We start from the raw sequence: 15344 nt of genomic DNA, 5'->3' as shown, positions 1-15344 counted from the left end.
CGGGGCGGCCGGTAGCGTTGCCCGCCGTGATCCCGGACCGGCTGCGACCCGTGCTCGACCAGGCGCGACCTTTCGCTGATCGTTTCACCGCGGCCGGGTTCCGGCTCTACCTCGTAGGTGGGATCGTGCGTGACCTGCTCGTCGGTCGCGAGCTGGGCGCCGATCGTGACATCGACCTCACCACCGACGCCCGCCCCGAACAGACCAAGCAGCTCGTGCGTGATCTGGCCGACGCGGTGTGGACCCAGGGGGAGCGCTTCGGGACGATCGGCGTCAAGCGTGGGGAATGGACCTTCGAGATCACCACCCATCGCGCCGAGGCTTACGTGCCGGATTCCCGTAAGCCCGACGTGCGGTTCGCGGATGCGGTCGAGAGCGACCTGTCGCGCCGTGACTTCACGGTGAACGCGATGGCGCTCGCGCTGCCTGAGCCGGAGCTGATCGATCCCTTCGACGGGGCGGCCGACTTGGCGGCGTCGCGACTGCGGACGCCTCTGTCACCGGAGGAGTCCTTCGCCGACGACCCACTGCGGATGTTGCGGGCGGCGCGTTTCATCGCCGGGTACGGGCTGCGCCCGGTTCCCGAGTTGACGGCGGCGGTAGAGCGGATGCACCACCGGTTGGCGATCGTCTCCGCGGAGCGGATTCGGGACGAGCTCGACAAGCTGCTGGTCGTTGCGGACCCGTCACCTGGTCTGTGGTTCCTCGTGGACACGGGGCTGATGGAGGAGTTCCTGCCCGAGGTTCCCGCCATGCGCTTGGAGCAAGATCCGATCCACCGCCACAAGGACGTGTTGACCCACACCATCGCGGTGGTGGCCAAGACCTCTCCTCGCCGGCTGGTTCGCCTCGCAGCCCTGTTCCACGACGTCGGCAAGCCCCGGACGCGGGCCTACGGCGAGAACGGCGTGTCCTTCCATCATCACGAGGTGGTGGGCGCCCGGATGACCCGACACCGCATGCGTGAGCTGCGGTACTCCAACGAGGACGTCGAGGCCGTGAGCCGGCTCGTGTACCTGCACCTCCGGTTCCACACGTACAAGATGGGCTGGACGGACAGTGCGGTGCGCCGCTTCGTTCGCGATGCCGGGCCATTGCTCGACGAGCTGATCGAGCTCACGCGCTGTGACTGCACGACCCGCAACGAGCGCAAGGCCCGGGCCCTCGCCGCTCGCATGGACGAGCTCGAGCGGCGTATCGAGGAACTGTCCGCGAAGGAGGAGCTCGCCTCGATCCGGCCGGACCTTGATGGTCGGGAGGTGATGGCTCATCTGAGCATCGAACCGGGACCCCTCGTGGGTCGGGCGCTGGAGCACCTTCTGGAGCTGCGGCTGGAGCAGGGGCCGCTCGGGCGGGAGGAGGCCTTCCGCCGGCTGGACGAGTGGTGGGCAACGCAGCCAGAGGCTGCGCATACGCCGCCGCCGCTTGGCGATCAGCACGAAGGGTGATATCGTCTGCACGTCCCGTCACCGTTCGCGGTGACCGGCGGGGAAGTGATGATCCGCAGGTTGAACTGGTCGCTGCGCCTGCGGGGAGCTAGAGCGAACCCGGCCCCGGTGACTCGAACCGAAGGCGCCGGGCCGCGTTCTTTTCGGTCCCGGCCGTGCTGTTGGCGATGCGCGCGGTGGGGGCCCTTGGGCCCCCACCGGTCGTTCCGCTCAGATGCCTTCCTTGCGGCCCCGCACCAGCAGGGTGGCGGGCGCCCGCTCCATGGCAGGCTTCCACAGCGCCGAGCGTGGCCCGTCGAGGGGCTCGGGCTCGAGTAAGGCATCGACCCGGAAGTTCGCCCGGGTGAGGCTCGTGAAGACTTCGCTGATGGTGCGCGGCTGCTCCTGGCCTGTCGCGTCACCCGTGTCCCACGCCAACGGGGAGCGGTCGAAGTAGGAGTTGCCCTCGGCCACCCGTAGGGCCGGGTGGGGCAGCGAGAACACCAGCGGGCACCCGGTGCGCAGCACCCGGTGGACCTGGCGGAAGACCCGGTCCAGGTCGGTGACCGAAGCCAGCGCGTAGACGCTCAAGGCCACGTCGATGGTGTCGGCCCGCACGAAGGCGAGCTCGGCCAGATCGCTCTGGTGGAGCTCCACCCGGACCTCAGCGCGTTCGCAAGCGTTGCGGGCCTGTTCCAGTCGCCGGTGCGAAGGGTCGACAGCGATCACGTGCGCCCCCTGGTAGGCGAGCGCGACGGCTGCTTGGCCGGCGCCGCAGCCGAGCTCGAGGACCCGCTTGCCCTCCAGGTGGCCGAGGAGCCTGAAGACGGCCTCGGTGGCGATGTCGGGTCCGTAGGACACCACGTCGTCCGGCAGGGACACGGTGGCGGGGAAGACGGCCGAGAGCGGCGATCGGGACCCGCCGGCGTCGGGCTGCAGATCCTCAGTGGGATCGGGGGCAGGGCGGAGGTGTCCGCTCGGATGGGTGCTCGTCAGGTCGTCGGGCTGGTCGGGCATCAGCGCCAGTCTGCCCGCACACGCTCGGGAAGACGGGGATGACCTTTCGGAGTCCGGGCCCGCGCCGATGGGCGGATTACAGGTACCACTTGAGGTTCAGGTAGCACTCGACCTGATCGATCTCCGTGGCATTGAGGACCCGGTCGTAGATGATGATCTCGCCGATCATGCCGTCGAACACGGTCTGTGCCGCGAGGTCGTCACCGCCGACCCGCAAGGTGTCTGCGTTGCCGCCGACCGCTGCGCTCGGGGTGAGGTCCAGCGCCGGGTTGCCCAGGCTCAGGGTACGGGCCGTGAGGTTGACGCGCAGGGTGCTGAGGGTCGTGGTCTGGGTGATCGTGACGATGTCGGTCCCGAGCGTGTAGTCGGCGTTGGTCGTGCCGGCAGCGTTGCCGTTCGAGGCCAGGGTGAACGACTCGCCCGTGAGCGACCCTGTCACATCCGCCCCGGCCACCTGCCAGGCGTTGGTGCTGTTGCCTGCGCTGGAGTCGTAGCCCCACAGGACCGGCCCGTCGGGCGACACGTCGTTGGCGGCCACGTAGAAGACGGTGACGTCCGTGAGACCGTTGAGCACTGTGAGGGCGGTCTCCAGCCAGTCATCGGTTCCGTCGAACTCCACCGATCCGAGCCCGTTGATGCCCGTGTTGAACCGCCAGGTTGGTTGGTTCGCGGCGGTGTTCTGGACCAGGTCGTAGCCGTTCCCCGACTTGTCGGCCCAGGTTTGCAGGGCGACGTCGGTGAGTGGGTTGGTGGGCGGGTTGATGGTCGTCGGATCAGCGCCGTCCCACCAGGCGAGGAGGTTGGTGATGTCGTTGGGGCCGGAGATGCCGCAGGTGCTCTGAGCTAGCGCCCGGCTGGAGGCGATCGTGGGTGCGGTCCACGCAACCGCGGCGCCCAGCCCTACCTTCTTCAGGAACGAGCGCCGCCCCTCGCGGTGTCGGCCGTCGTCCAACTTGTCGTGGGTCATCGCCCCCCGCCACCTCGTTCGGAGCCGATACGGAGCATTCGAATGCCGATTCGGGCCCTAAGTGTGGCACGCCAGCCGCTAGGCCGCCACCATCACCTACCGTTGCCGACGCACCGGACAGCCGCACCGCTGGGAACCGCTCGAGGATCGGGGCACCCCACTCCGCCCGCAGGCTGGATCGGTCGCTACCCTGGAGCCCCGTGAGCTTTGGCCCCGGTGCCCTCCGTGGCGGCCCGTCCGGTACCCCCGGTGAGGTCGACTACCGGCTGGCGCGCCAGGCAGTGCTCGCGGAGTTCCATCGCGGTCGCCTGGCCCGGCACGAGATCTGTGATGCCCATCCCGAGTTGGTGCGGGCGGCCCGCGAGTGCAGCGAACCCTCCGGTGAGCGGTGCCCTGTTTGTGCAGGCGCCGATGTGGTGCTGGTCACGTACGTGTTCGGACCGCGGCTGCCGGCGCACGGACGTTGCGTCACCTCGCGAGCGGAGCTGCGGTCGCTCGCTGAGCGCCGTGGCGATTTCGCCTGCTACGTGGTGGAGGTGTGCCCCGAGTGCTCCTGGAACCACTTGGCGCGTACCTTCGTGCTGAACCCGGCCCGCTCCGCTTGAACCGCCTGCGGCCCCGACCCCATGACGACGAGGTCATCGAAGCAGCACCGTCCACGTGCCGGGAGCGTTCGCGGCCAGCGCCCGAAGCCGCCGGACGGGCGTGGCCACGGGGACGCTGGTGGTCGTCGTGGCCTCCTCTGGCGGTGGCGACGCGGGCTGTTCCTCGTCGGTCTGCTTCTCATCCTGGGCGTCGCCGGTGCCGGCTACCTGTTCGCTCAGGTGCCCCTGCCGTCGTCCGAGCCGCCGTTGCTGCAGACCACCTTCATCTGCGCAGCCGACGTGACCACCGGGTGCAACGCCGACAACTCGATCGCCCAGCTGTCGGGGGGAGTGGACCGGGTGAGCGTCACCTACGCCCAGCTCCCGCAGGTGCTGATCGACGCCGTGGTGGCGGCTGAGGACCGCGCCTTCTTCGAACACAAGGGTGTCGACCCGCTCGGCATCGCGCGAGCGCTGTGGGCGAACGTGCGCAGCGAAGGGATCCGCCAGGGTGGGTCGACCATCACCCAGCAGTACGTCAAGAACGTGTACCTCAGCCAGGAGCGGACCCTGGACCGCAAGATCAAGGAGGCCGCCCTGGCGGTGAAGGTGGAGCGGGAGCTCTCCAAGGAGGAGATCCTCACCCGCTACCTCAACGTCATCTACTTCGGGCGAGGGGCCTATGGCGTGCAGGCAGCATCCAAGACGTACTTCGGGATCGATGTGGAGGAGCTGAACCTGTCCCAGGCCGCCTACCTCGCTGGCCTGATCCGGGCGCCGGAGCTCGCTGACGCCAAGCTCCCCGACATCGATCCCCGGGCCGCGCCGCAACGCGAGGAGGCGACGAACCGGCGCCGCAGCGTGCTCGCCGCCATGCTCGAGACGGGTTCCATCACCCAGGAGGACTACGACGCCGCCGTCGCCGCCGGGTGGGACGACGTGCTGACCCGCACGAACACCGGCAACTTCGGGCGCGTCGCCCGCCCGGAGCTGGGCACCGAGTATTTCGTCGACTACGTCCGCCAATGGCTGGTGAAGCACGCGGGGTTCACCGACGCCGAGGTCTACGGGGGTGGTCTGCGTGTGTACACCACCCTCGACTTCGACCTCCAGGAGGAGGCCATCTCGGCCATCACCTCCACGCTCGATCGCCCGGGCGACCCCGCAGCCGCGCTGGTGTCGATCGACCCCCAGGGTCGGGTGCGAGCCATGGTGGGCGGGTTGGACTTCGCGTCGTCGAGGGTGAACTTGGCGGTCGGCGCGGAGGGGGGTGGGTCGGGTCGCCAGCCTGGTTCCTCGTTCAAGCCGATCGCTCTGGCTGAGGCGCTGGAGCAAGGGGTGCCTCTGAGCAAGGTGTACGACGCCCCGGCCAAGAGGGTCTTCAAGGGTGCGGACGGGGGCGCGGACTGGACGGTGGCGAACTACGCCGATGCCGGGCTCGGTCAGCTCAACCTGGTCGACGCCACCCGCAAGTCCTCGAACACCGCGTACGCCCAGCTGGGCCTCGACATCGGCCCGGAGAACGTGGCCGCGATGGCCAGGCGGATGGGTGTCACCAGCCACCTCGACGAGGTGCCCTCCATCGTGCTCGGCACCAGCAACGTGTCGGTGCTCGACATGGCGACCGCCTATTCGACGTTCGCCAACGGCGGCGAGCACCTCGGGCCGTTCGTGGTCACCCGGGTGACCGACGCCAAGGGGGCGTTGCTGTACGAAGCACCGTCGCGCCGTGAACGAGTGCTCTCCGAGGACGTGGCCGCACAGGTGAACTGGACGCTGTCGCAGGTGATCGAGAGCGGCACCGGCACCGGAGCACGGATCGGCAAGCCGGCCGCCGGCAAGACCGGAACGACGGAGAACTACCGCGATGCCTGGTTCGTGGGGTACACGTGCTCGCTGACCACCGCGGTGTGGATGGGGTACCCGGGAGCGCCCGGCGAGCCCGTTCGCTACATGCGCAGCGTCCACGGCCAAGCGGTCACCGGCGGCTCGTTCCCGGCGACGATCTGGCGCAAGTACATGACCAAGGCCACCGACGGCCTTCCCTCCTGCCCCTTCGAGCGCCCCCGGCTCGCGCCGGCCACCTCGGACACGTTCGTTCCAGGCACCGCGCCCAAGCCGTCGGACACGACCGTTCCGCCGACGTCCACGAGCACGCCCGCCACGAGCACCACCACGGCGCCCGCCACCACGACCACCACCGCGCCGACGACGACCACGACGGCACCGGGCACCACGAGCACTTCGACCCCCGGCGGTTGAGTCCCGGCGATCCGTTCATCGGCGGGTGCTGCGGGACCACACGCGGGTGAACGGTTTGAGAGGGGGAATGCCGCGGGAGGGAGACGCCGTCCGTCAGCCGCCGGGCTGCGGCCAGCCGGTGTCCTCGCCGTCGCTGTGGTGCGGATAGTGCGTGCGGCACACGAAGCACCACCATTCCTCGCCGGCCACGTCCACCCTTCCCGGTGTGTCCCACGCCTCCGGGGTGACGTAGAGGCGGCGCACCAGCACCAGTTCCTCTTCGTCGCGGCCACAGCTTTCGCAGGTGCCGACGACCGTCACAGGTGACGTCTCCCGCTCACACGCGGCACGCTACCGCCTCGCGCGATCCGGACGTGCTGTCGATCCCGGCGCCCGGGTACAGTGTCGATCACCGCCGGCAGCCACGGGGCGCTGGACGGGATGAAGGAGGCTCGCGATGAGCAAGAAGATGACCGCGCCCGCTGTCCGCGGGCGAAAGGTCCGCTCCGGTGCCGATCCGCTCGTGATGGTGACCGCGTACGACGCCCCGGGAGCGCGCATCGCCGACGAGGCCGGCGTCGATGTCATCCTCGTCGGGGACTCCGTGGCGATGGTGGTGCTCGGCTACGACGACACCCTGCAGGTCACCGTCGATGACATGGCCCGCCATACGGCTGCCGTGGCTCGTGCCCGGCCGGGCGCGCTCATCGTGGGGGACCTGCCCTGGATGAGCTACCACGTGTCCGTCGAGGAGACCGTGCGCAACGCCGCCGCGCTGGTGCGGGCCGGTGCGCAGGCGGTCAAGCTCGAGGGCGGGCGCAAGCGGGTGCCGATGATCGAGGCCATCGTCGCCGCGGAGATGCCGGTGATGGGCCACATCGGCCTCACGCCGCAGTCGGTGCACGCCATGGGGGGGTTCAAGGTGCAGGGCCGCCAGCACGACGCGGCCCTGGCGCTGATGGAGGACGCGAAGGCGCTGGAGCACGCGGGCTGCTTCTCGATCGTGCTGGAGGGCGTCCCCGACGAGGTGGCGCGCCTCGTCACCGACTCGGTCGATGTCCCGACCATCGGCATCGGCGCCGGCCCGCACTGTGATGGGCAGGTGCTGGTGTTCCACGACCTGCTCGGGATCGAGGATCGCATCGTCCCCAAGTTCGTCCGGCGCTACGCCTCGGTGAAGGCCGACTCGGTGGCCGCCGTGCGATCGTTCGCGGAGGACGTGCGCACGGGTCGCTTCCCGAGCTCGGAGGAGAGCTACCACCTGAGCGGCGAGGTGGCCGAGACCCTGGGGTTGTACGGCAGCGCACCGGGCATCAGCGCCTGAGCGGGCCGTCTGCGGGGCTCGACCGCCGGCCCCCGACCGATGTTGTCCCAGCCCGCCTGCATACTCGTCGCATGATCGTCCGCGGGCAGGGAAGGCAGCGGAGCGCTGGAGGCGCTGGTGCCGGTGGGCAGTGGCGTCGCGCGTCCACTACCCTGGCGCGTTCCGAGACGACCCTGCCCCGGCTCCGGGCCGGGGCCCCGGCAACCCGCCGTGGTCCACAGGGAGGTGATGGCTCGCCGTGCGAGCGTACGAACTGATGGTCATCTACGACGGCGACACCGACGACGCCGCCGTCAACGCGAGCCTCGCCGCCATCGGCCGGCAGGTGGAGGCGGGTGGTGGCAGGGTCGCCACCACTGATCTGTGGGGGAAGCGGCGCTTCGCCTACGAGATCAACCACAAGTGGGAGGGCATCTACGTGGTGCTCGAGATCGTGACCGAGGCACGTGACCTCCACGACATCGAGCGCTCCCTCCGCCTCGCGGACGAGGTCGTCCGCCACAAGGTGATCCGCCTCCCCGATCGCGAAGCCGCCCGGCGTGGCCTGCTCGGCGAGGCGACCCCGGCCGAGGCCGGTTGAGGGGAGGAGGAGCATCCCCATGGCAGTTGGAAACACCGTCACCATCGTCGGGAACGTCACCCGAGACCCAGAGCTGCGCTTCACCAACAGCGGCATGGCCGTGGCGTCGTTCGGCGTCGCCATCAACAGCGGCCGTCGCAACCCCCAGACCGGTCAGTGGGAGGAGGGCGAGCCGTCGTTCTTCGACGTGAGCTGCTTCCGCGAGATGGCCGACAACGTCGCCGAGTCGCTCCAGAAGGGCACCCGGGTGGTGGTCACGGGTCGACTCAACCAGCGCTCGTGGCAGACGGACAACGGCGAGAAGCGCTCGAAGGTGGAGATCATCGCCGACGAGGTGGCCCCGAGCCTGCGCTGGGCGACCGCGACCGTCCAGCGCAACGAGCGCCGTGAGGGCTTCGACGGTGGCAGTCGCGGTGGATCGCCGGAGCCCGTGCCCGACTACCCGGACGAGGAGCCGTTCTGATGGCCAAGACCGCTACCAGGCGTGGCAAGAACAAGGACAACGCCCGCCGCAGCAAGAAGAAGACCAGCATCCTCACCATCGAGCGGGTGGAGTACGTCGACTACAAGGACGTCAACCTCCTCCGCCGATTCATGTCCGATCGGGCGAAGATCCGCGCCCGGCGCGTCACGGGCAACGACTCCCAGCAACAGAAGGAGATCGCCCGGGCCATCAAGAATGCCCGGGAGATGGCGCTGCTGCCGTACACCAGCCGGGTCACGACCCAGCGGGGTGGCCGTGACCGAGGTGATCGGGCGCCTCGCGAGGACCGTGTGCCGCGGGAGGACCGTGATGTCGAGGCGCTGGGCGACGCCGAGACGGCCGAGATGGTGGGCGGCGTCGACACCCTCTACGTCGAGGTGGGCGCGCCGGGCGACGACGCTCGCGGGGAGGTAGAGGCCTGATGAAGCTGCTGCTGCGCACGGATGTGCGAGGCGTCGGCAAGAAGGGTGATCTGGTCGACGTCGCCGACGGCTATGCCCGCAACTTCCTGGTGCCGAAAGGCCTCGCCATCAAGGCGACGCCGGGGGTCGAGGCGCAAGCCGCGTCGATGCGCCGATCGCGCGACCTGAAGGATGCCGCCGACCGGGGGGCGGCCGAAGAGGTCGCCAAGGTGCTCGTCCCCGCGGTGATCACCGTGGCCGCCAAGGCCGGGACCGAGGGACGGCTCTTCGGCTCGGTCACCACGGCCGATGTCGTGGAGGCGGTGGCGTCGCAAACGGGCATCCGGCTCGATCGCAAGCTCCTGCACCTCGATGAGCCCATCAAGACCCTCGGTACCCACTCGGTGCAGGCCAAGCTCCACTCGGACGTGGAGTTCGCCATCACGGTGGACGTCATCGCCGGCTGATCCTGCCCGTGGATCTGCGGTGACACAGCGCCTCCGTGGCGCCGCGTCACCGCGTGCCCATCTCGAGGCGTCGCGGGCGGGTGAGGCCTGATCGAGTCGTTGTCAGTGGCCCCCCGCATGATGGCGGCATGCACCTGAGCGCAGGCCGAGCACCCAGGATCCACCACCCGCCTGAGGTCCGTCCGTACCCTTCTGCCATGCACCCGCAAGGGAAGGGTTCCGGGTGCTCACGTCACCCACAGCGCTCGGTCGGGTGTCCACAGCGCGTCCCCAGAGCGGTCCACCGGAAAACCCTGGGTTGTCCGTCTTACGATCCCCAGGGTGCGTGCGTCAGTGTGAGGCTTCCATGAGCGCTCCCATCGACGATCTCGCCCCGCCTCGTGCCGCCGGCCGCCCCGACCGGTCCGGCCGGGTGCCACCGCACAACCTCCAAGCCGAGGAGTCGCTGCTCGGAGCGATGCTCCTGTCGAAGGACGCGATCGCCGCGGCGACGGAGATCCTCGACGCCAGCGACTTCTACAAGCCCGCCCACGGCCACATCTTCGAGGCCATCACGAACCTCTCGGCGGCGGGGGAGCCGGCCGATCCCGTCACCGTGGCCGAAGAGCTGCGCCGAGCGGGGCTGCTCGAAGCGATCGGCGGCCAGGCGGTGCTCGCCGACCTGCAGGCGTCCACCCCCGCCACCTCGAACGCTCAGCGCTACGCGCGGATCGTCGAAGAGCACGCGCTGCTCCGCAAGCTCATCGGCGTGGCCGGCGAGATCGCCGAGATGGGCTACGAGGTGCCCGACGACGTCACCAAGGTGGTCGACCGGGCGGAGTCGCTGGTGTTCGACGTGGCTCAGCGCAGGGTGACCGACACCATGGCGCCGATCCACGATCTACTCGACGCCAACCTCGACCGGCTCGAGACGCTCTACGAGCGGGGCGACGCGATCACCGGTGCACCCACCGGCTTCATCGACCTCGACGAGCTCCTCTCCGGCCTCCAGGACAGCGCCCTGTACGTGCTCGGCGCGCGCCCCTCGGCGGGCAAGACCGCGCTCGGGCTGTGCATCGCCACCAACGTGGCCGTGGAAGCCGGTCGTCCCGTGCTCATCTTCTCGCTGGAGATGAGCCAGCTCGAGCTGACCCAGCGCATGCTCTGCGCGGAGGCCCGGGTGGACTCCAAACGGGTGCGCAACGGGGTGCTCACCGAAGGTGACTGGCAGAAGATCGCCCACGCGACCGGCCGGCTCGCCGAGGCGCCGATCTGGATCGACGACAACCCGAACCTCACCATCATGGAGCTGCGTTCGAAGGCCCGGCGTCTCAAGGCTCGCATCGGCGATTTGGGTCTTGTGGTGGTCGACTACCTGCAGCTGATGACCGGGCGTTCCACGGCCGAGAACCGCCAGGTGGAGGTGAGCGAGATCAGCCGGGGCCTCAAGATCCTCGCACGCGAGCTCGAGTGCCCGGTGCTGGCGCTGTCACAGCTGTCGCGCTCCTTGGAGCTGCGCGCGGACAAGCGACCGATCCTCGCGGACCTACGTGAGTCGGGTTGTCTCACCGCCGACACCCGTCTGACGAGAGCCGACACCGGTGAGCAGGTCACGATGGGCGAGCTGCTCGAGCGCGACGAGCGGGACGTGCCCATCTGGACCCTCGATGAGCACTACCGGCTCAGGGTGGGTCGGCTCTCGCACGTGTTCCCGAGCGGTGTGAAGACCGTCTACGAGATGCGCTTGGCCTCGGGGCGGTGCATCAAGGCGAGCGCGAACCACCCGTTCCTCGCGCTCGAGGGCTGGTTCCCCCTCGAGAAGCTCGACGTGGGCGACTTCGTGGCCGTGCCCGGAGAGGGGAGGTGGCCGCCGTCGGTAGGGGCCGGCGGCGGCCACTCCACTCCGGTGGTACCGAGAGAGGTGTGGACCTACGTGCGCAAGGTCCTCCCGAACCTCGGGGTGGACGTGCGCGACCTGGAGTCGGGCTTCGGTGGCCGGGATGCCTTCCTCGACCAGGTGTACGGCGAACCGCTCACTCGGGAGCAGGTGACCCGTCTGGCCGAACTGGTGCCGGACCCGGTGCTCGCCGACCTCGCCCACGGAGACGTGTGGTGGGACTGCATCGTCGGCATCACCGAGCTGGGCGAGGAGCCAGTCTACGACGCCACGGTGCCGGGCACCCACAACTTCGTGGCCGAGGGCGTGGTGGTGCACAACTCGATCGAGCAGGACGCGGATGTCGTGCTGTTCATCTATCGGGACGAGGTGTACCACCCCGACTCGCCCGATCGTGGCACGGCGGAGATCCTGGTCAGCAAGCACCGCAACGGCCCGACCGGGGTCGTGCGCCTGGCGTTCCTCGATCACTACACCAAGTTCGCCAACATGGCTCGCGGCGCCTGACCAACCGGTTGTCCCGGCCGCTCGCCGCAGCCCGCACCTCGGCGCCGCTGACCCTCGGCGTCTGCCGTGACACCGGATCCCGCCGAGGTCTGGTCCGTCAGAGCCCTCGTGATCGCAGCCAGTCGATCACCAGGTCGAGCGTCTCCCGGCGGTAGCCGTGGAGGTAGTGCGGCGCTCCCACGATCAGCTCGTACGTGAGGTCGTCGGCGCCAGAGGCATCGCGGATCGCCTCTGCCTGGTGCAAGCGGATCTCGGTGTCACCTGTGGGGTGCACGATGAGGGTGGGCACCTGCACGGAGGGCATCGTGTGGGCCAACGCAGCGCGCGACGACAGCCCCGACCACGTCGACAGCCAACCCCGTGCGGTCATCGTCCGGGCCAGCCCGCCGTAGCCGTAGTTGGCGTCATGCGGATCGGGGTGGGCGAACACCGTGCCGAGTGGGCGATCGTCCGGATCGATCGACGGATCGAGGTACGCCGGATCGGCGAGGGTGCGGTAGATGGTGAGGTATCGAGCGTGGACGGCTCGCCGGCGGGCATCGATCCAGCCCCGCGAACCGCGCTCGAACTGCGCCAACGAGGCCCGTGCCGCCTGGCGCTCCTCGAGCGCCGCCTGTGCCATGGCATCGATCCGGGCCACACGCTCCCGCTGCGCGGCCCGGTAGGTGGCCAGCCAGCCGGGGTCGTAGCTCGACGGCTCGGGCCATGGGCGCCAGCCGTTGTCCGGGTCGTACATGTCGAGCGACGGATCGACCGAGAAGGGATCGTTCTCGTCGGTGACCGACGGGTCGATCACCTGCAGCATGAACACCCCCTCGCCCGGATGAGCAGCCAACGCCACGAACGCGTCGCCGAGGGGTTCGCCCCGCTGCGCGCCCTGGGCGTGGGCCAGCGCCATCAACGATCCTCCGCCGCTGTTGCCGAGCAGCACCACCTGCACGGCCCCGCGACGACGCATCTCGGCCACCGCGCACTCGACGTCGACGACGCACTTCTCGTGCAGGCAGTCGGTGTCGTTGTTGACGTAGCGGGTCGCCAACCCGAGCACCCCGTAGCCTGCGGCGGCGAGCAGCGGGCAGGCGTAGTGCACACTGAAGTCGCCGCGGGGGTGAGCGAGCACCACCGCGGTCCGCCACGGGGTGTCGCCGGGCGGCGTCCAGAGGATGCCCCGTACCACCGCACCGTCGGAGGTGATCAGAGCCACGGGTTCGCGCCCGAGCGGTCGTCCGGGGTCGTCGGCGGGATCGGGCCAGTAGCCGAGCGCCGGCCTTCCCGCCGAGCCTCCCGCCGCCGTCACCCCGAGGTTCATGGTTCGAGGACGCGGGTCTCGCAGGTTGCCTCCGGTCACGCTGGCGAGGTGGCGACCCGGCGGGCCTGGTGGAACACCGGGGTGGGCATGTCCTCGAGTGGCGGGTGTGGATCGGTGAGCAGGCGGTGCGCCGAGACCCGGTCGCGCTCGTCGAGCGGGCGGGCATCCGCGCACCACTCGACGAGGATCCCGTTCGGGTCGACGGTGTAGGCCGAGACGCAGAAGCCGTGGTCGAGCTCCATCACGTCGTAGCCCTGTTCGAGCCAGCGGTCACGCTTGGCGGGCAGGTCGTCCAGCTCGGCTGCGAATGCGAGGTGGTTCACCCATGCCGGGAGACCGAGGCCGGTCGAGATCGCAGGGTCGAATGGCGGGATGCTCTCGTCGTGGAGCTCCCAGAAGGCGATCAGGCCGTCGCCACCGGTGTCGTAGAAGGCGTGCTTGGCCCACCCCCCTTCGCTCTCCGTCGGGCCGACGACGATCTTCACCAGCTCGAAGCCCATGGCCTCGGTGTAGAAGCGGTGGGTCACCTCCAGATCGCGAACGGCGAGCGCTACGTGATGGAACCCCATGGTCCTCCCCCTTCCCGCCCCCGGATGGGGACGTGGCCGTCGCGCGGCCCCGCACGACGCCGCGCCAGGATCCCACGCCCGCGCCCGGTGTACCACCATGGCCGTGGTCGCGTCGGTGGGCGCGCCGTGTCGGAGGGGCGGCACGGCTACCGTCGCCGGACGTGATCCTGCCCCGCCGGCACGCGGTCGTGGCTGCCCTCGCAGGCACGGTGGCGGGGATGCTGGCCGCCGCCGCTCTGGTCGCGTCCGGGTCGCTCGAGCGGGCCCCGGACCAGGCTCAGCCGATCGAGGAACTACTCACGGCCTACCGGCGCAGCCGGGAAGGGACCTACGTCGTCGAGGCCACCTTCACCCGGACGATGCCCGACGGGCGCCAACTCGGGTCGGCGGCGCTCGTGGTGCAGCGCCCCCCGGACTCCCTGCGGCGCCAACTCGGCAGCGTGACCGGCACGCTGCAGGGGCGAAGCCTCAACTGCACCTCGGCGACCGATGGCCGGTTGCGGTGCGCGCCCACCGGGGAGGTTCGTCCTTGGCAGGAGCAGGTCGACCGGGACGTCGAGGTGTTGAAGTCCTACTTCGATCCTGCCTACCCCCTCTACCGGGTGCGCCGCGACGGCGAGGGCTGTTTCGTGCTCGACCAGGACCGCCCGTACCCGGACCCCACCTACGGCGCGCGCAGTCGCATGTGCTTCGACCCGACCACCGGGGCGATGACGCTGCTCGAGTTGACCCGCGAGACCGGGGCGGTCGATCGCTTCGAGGCGGCCACGGTGCGTGGCGATGTGAGCGAGGCCGACCTGCGGGTCGAGGCCGATCAGGCGTACGACGCCCGCGACGAAGCGGGCAACGTGGTCGGGGGAGTCCCTGGCGGCGGCTGATGATCCGAGCGGCTGACCGAGGATGGACGTGGTGGCTCGGGGTCCCACGCGCCACGACCCCAGGCATGGAGGGTCCTGGGGTCGTGGAGATCCGAGGGGGGCGGAGGCCACGAAGGCGCCAGAACCCGTGAGAGTTGCTGGTGGCGATGCGTTTGGAGGGAGTTGCGACCCCCGCCCGTCCCCGATGTGCGCCGGTGGGGGCGATGTCCACCGACACTCGTCCATCGGCAGGTCGCGGGACCACCTTGAGTGGTTTTTTCGGGTAGAGCTCCAGCGGGGTCGGTCGACAGGATGAGGGCCGGGTGAGCGCTGGGGTCACGATGGGGGACCGGTTCTGGCGTGGGTCGGCCCGCTGGACGATCCTGTGGCGGTGCTGTTCCTCGGCGAAGACCTGCTGGCCTGGCTGGTGTTGGCCATGGGCGCCGCGCTCGCGCTCGGCACCCTCCTCGCGCTGGTGCGCCCCCGGGCGGAGACACCGGAAGGAGAGCTTGCCCGCCCACCACTCGGGCGAAGCGTGGTGATGATCGCCATCGGCACCATCGCGGCCCTGTGGGGGTTGGCCAGCCTCCTCAGGTGACGGCGCCTCCTAGGAGACTGCTGAGCAATCGGGTGGGCGGGTCGATTCGCGTTGGGGGCGTGGATCGAAAAGAATGGGCCGATGCAAGGGACGTCTCGCCCGGATCGTGAGTTGCTCGACGCGGCGGCATTGTGCA

Annotated in this window: 15 protein-coding genes and 1 pseudogene; 11 read left to right on the top strand and 5 right to left on the bottom strand. The window is 69.8% G+C overall.

Annotated elements, in window-relative coordinates; translation table 11 throughout:
* Positions 1-26: 26 nt before the first annotated feature.
* Entirely contained in the window at positions 27-1448 is a 1422-nt protein-coding gene (locus HZF19_RS13655; RefSeq protein ID WP_208029348.1) for a CCA tRNA nucleotidyltransferase, read from the top strand.
* 210 nt (positions 1449-1658) lie between these two features.
* On the opposite strand, the gene HZF19_RS13650 is transcribed toward HZF19_RS13655, so the two are convergent.
* Together HZF19_RS13650 and HZF19_RS13645 are read right to left on the bottom strand one after the other, a co-directional pair.
* Positions 1659-2444 carry a class I SAM-dependent methyltransferase gene (locus tag HZF19_RS13650; protein ID WP_208029347.1) on the bottom strand — a complete coding sequence of 262 codons (786 nt, stop codon included), beginning with the start codon at positions 2442-2444 and terminating at the stop codon, positions 1659-1661.
* A 76-nt stretch (positions 2445-2520) separates the two neighbouring features.
* Positions 2521-3411 carry a hypothetical protein gene (locus HZF19_RS13645; protein ID WP_208029346.1) on the bottom strand — a complete coding sequence of 297 codons (891 nt, stop codon included), beginning with the start codon at positions 3409-3411 and terminating at the stop codon, positions 2521-2523.
* 200 nt (positions 3412-3611) lie between these two features.
* On the opposite strand from HZF19_RS13645, the gene HZF19_RS13640 reads away from it, so the two are divergent.
* Entirely contained in the window at positions 3612-4016 is a 405-nt protein-coding gene (locus tag HZF19_RS13640) for a DUF5318 family protein (RefSeq protein ID WP_208029345.1), read from the top strand.
* 219 nt (positions 4017-4235) lie between these two features.
* Positions 4236-6257 (top strand): transglycosylase domain-containing protein, encoded by a 2022-nt coding sequence (locus tag HZF19_RS13635; RefSeq protein ID WP_208029344.1) that lies wholly within the window; start codon positions 4236-4238, stop codon positions 6255-6257.
* A 93-nt stretch (positions 6258-6350) separates the two neighbouring features.
* Here the strand turns inward: HZF19_RS13635 and HZF19_RS13630 are convergent, their stop codons facing one another.
* A complete protein-coding gene (locus HZF19_RS13630) occupies positions 6351-6557 on the bottom strand; it encodes a hypothetical protein (RefSeq protein WP_208029343.1) in 207 nt (68 codons plus the stop codon).
* Positions 6558-6693: 136 nt separating this feature from the next.
* On the opposite strand from HZF19_RS13630, the gene panB reads away from it, so the two are divergent.
* The 6 genes and pseudogenes from panB (at position 6694) to dnaB (ending at position 11875) form a co-directional block, all read left to right on the top strand.
* Positions 6694-7560, top strand: a complete 867-nt coding sequence (panB, locus tag HZF19_RS13625) for a 3-methyl-2-oxobutanoate hydroxymethyltransferase (RefSeq protein WP_208029342.1) — start codon at positions 6694-6696, stop codon at positions 7558-7560.
* A 238-nt stretch (positions 7561-7798) separates the two neighbouring features.
* The gene (gene rpsF / locus HZF19_RS13620; protein ID WP_307781227.1) at positions 7799-8140 is read left to right on the top strand and encodes a 30S ribosomal protein S6; all 342 of its coding nucleotides are present in this window, start codon (positions 7799-7801) and stop codon (positions 8138-8140) included.
* A 19-nt stretch (positions 8141-8159) separates the two neighbouring features.
* The gene (gene ssb, locus HZF19_RS13615; protein WP_208029341.1) at positions 8160-8603 is read left to right on the top strand and encodes a single-stranded DNA-binding protein; all 444 of its coding nucleotides are present in this window, start codon (positions 8160-8162) and stop codon (positions 8601-8603) included.
* Positions 8603-8854 (top strand): annotated as a pseudogene (rpsR, locus tag HZF19_RS17495) (30S ribosomal protein S18); the annotation flags it as partial. The gene ssb and the pseudogene rpsR, both read left to right, overlap by 1 nt.
* A 191-nt stretch (positions 8855-9045) precedes the next feature.
* Positions 9046-9492 carry a 50S ribosomal protein L9 gene (gene rplI / locus HZF19_RS13605; RefSeq protein WP_208029339.1) on the top strand — a complete coding sequence of 149 codons (447 nt, stop codon included), beginning with the start codon at positions 9046-9048 and terminating at the stop codon, positions 9490-9492.
* 346 nt (positions 9493-9838) lie between these two features.
* Positions 9839-11875: a replicative DNA helicase gene (dnaB, locus tag HZF19_RS13600; RefSeq protein ID WP_208029338.1), complete on the top strand. Its 2037-nt coding sequence runs from the start codon at positions 9839-9841 to the stop codon at positions 11873-11875.
* Positions 11876-11972: 97 nt separating this feature from the next.
* Here the strand turns inward: dnaB and HZF19_RS13595 are convergent, their stop codons facing one another.
* Together HZF19_RS13595 and HZF19_RS13590 are read right to left on the bottom strand one after the other, a co-directional pair.
* On the bottom strand, positions 11973-13184 hold the full coding sequence (locus tag HZF19_RS13595; RefSeq protein ID WP_208029337.1) for an alpha/beta fold hydrolase: 1212 nt from the start codon (positions 13182-13184) through the stop codon (positions 11973-11975).
* Positions 13185-13219: 35 nt separating this feature from the next.
* Positions 13220-13753, bottom strand: a complete 534-nt coding sequence (locus tag HZF19_RS13590; RefSeq protein WP_208029336.1) for a VOC family protein — start codon at positions 13751-13753, stop codon at positions 13220-13222.
* Between the two features lie 161 nt (positions 13754-13914).
* Between HZF19_RS13590 and HZF19_RS13585 the strand changes: the two genes are divergently transcribed.
* Both HZF19_RS13585 and HZF19_RS13580 read left to right on the top strand, forming a co-directional pair.
* Positions 13915-14631, top strand: a complete 717-nt coding sequence (locus HZF19_RS13585; RefSeq protein ID WP_208029335.1) for a hypothetical protein — start codon at positions 13915-13917, stop codon at positions 14629-14631.
* A 370-nt stretch (positions 14632-15001) separates the two neighbouring features.
* Positions 15002-15208, top strand: a complete 207-nt coding sequence (locus HZF19_RS13580) for a hypothetical protein (protein WP_208029334.1) — start codon at positions 15002-15004, stop codon at positions 15206-15208.
* Positions 15209-15344 lie beyond the last annotated feature (136 nt).

It is taken from the genome of Rhabdothermincola sediminis (genome assembly GCF_014805525.1).
Taxonomy (GTDB): Bacteria; Actinomycetota; Acidimicrobiia; order Acidimicrobiales; family Acidimicrobilacustridaceae; genus Rhabdothermincola; species Rhabdothermincola sediminis.
The sequence above is the reverse complement of the archived record's forward strand: the minus strand, read 5'-3'. Positions and strand labels throughout refer to the sequence as shown.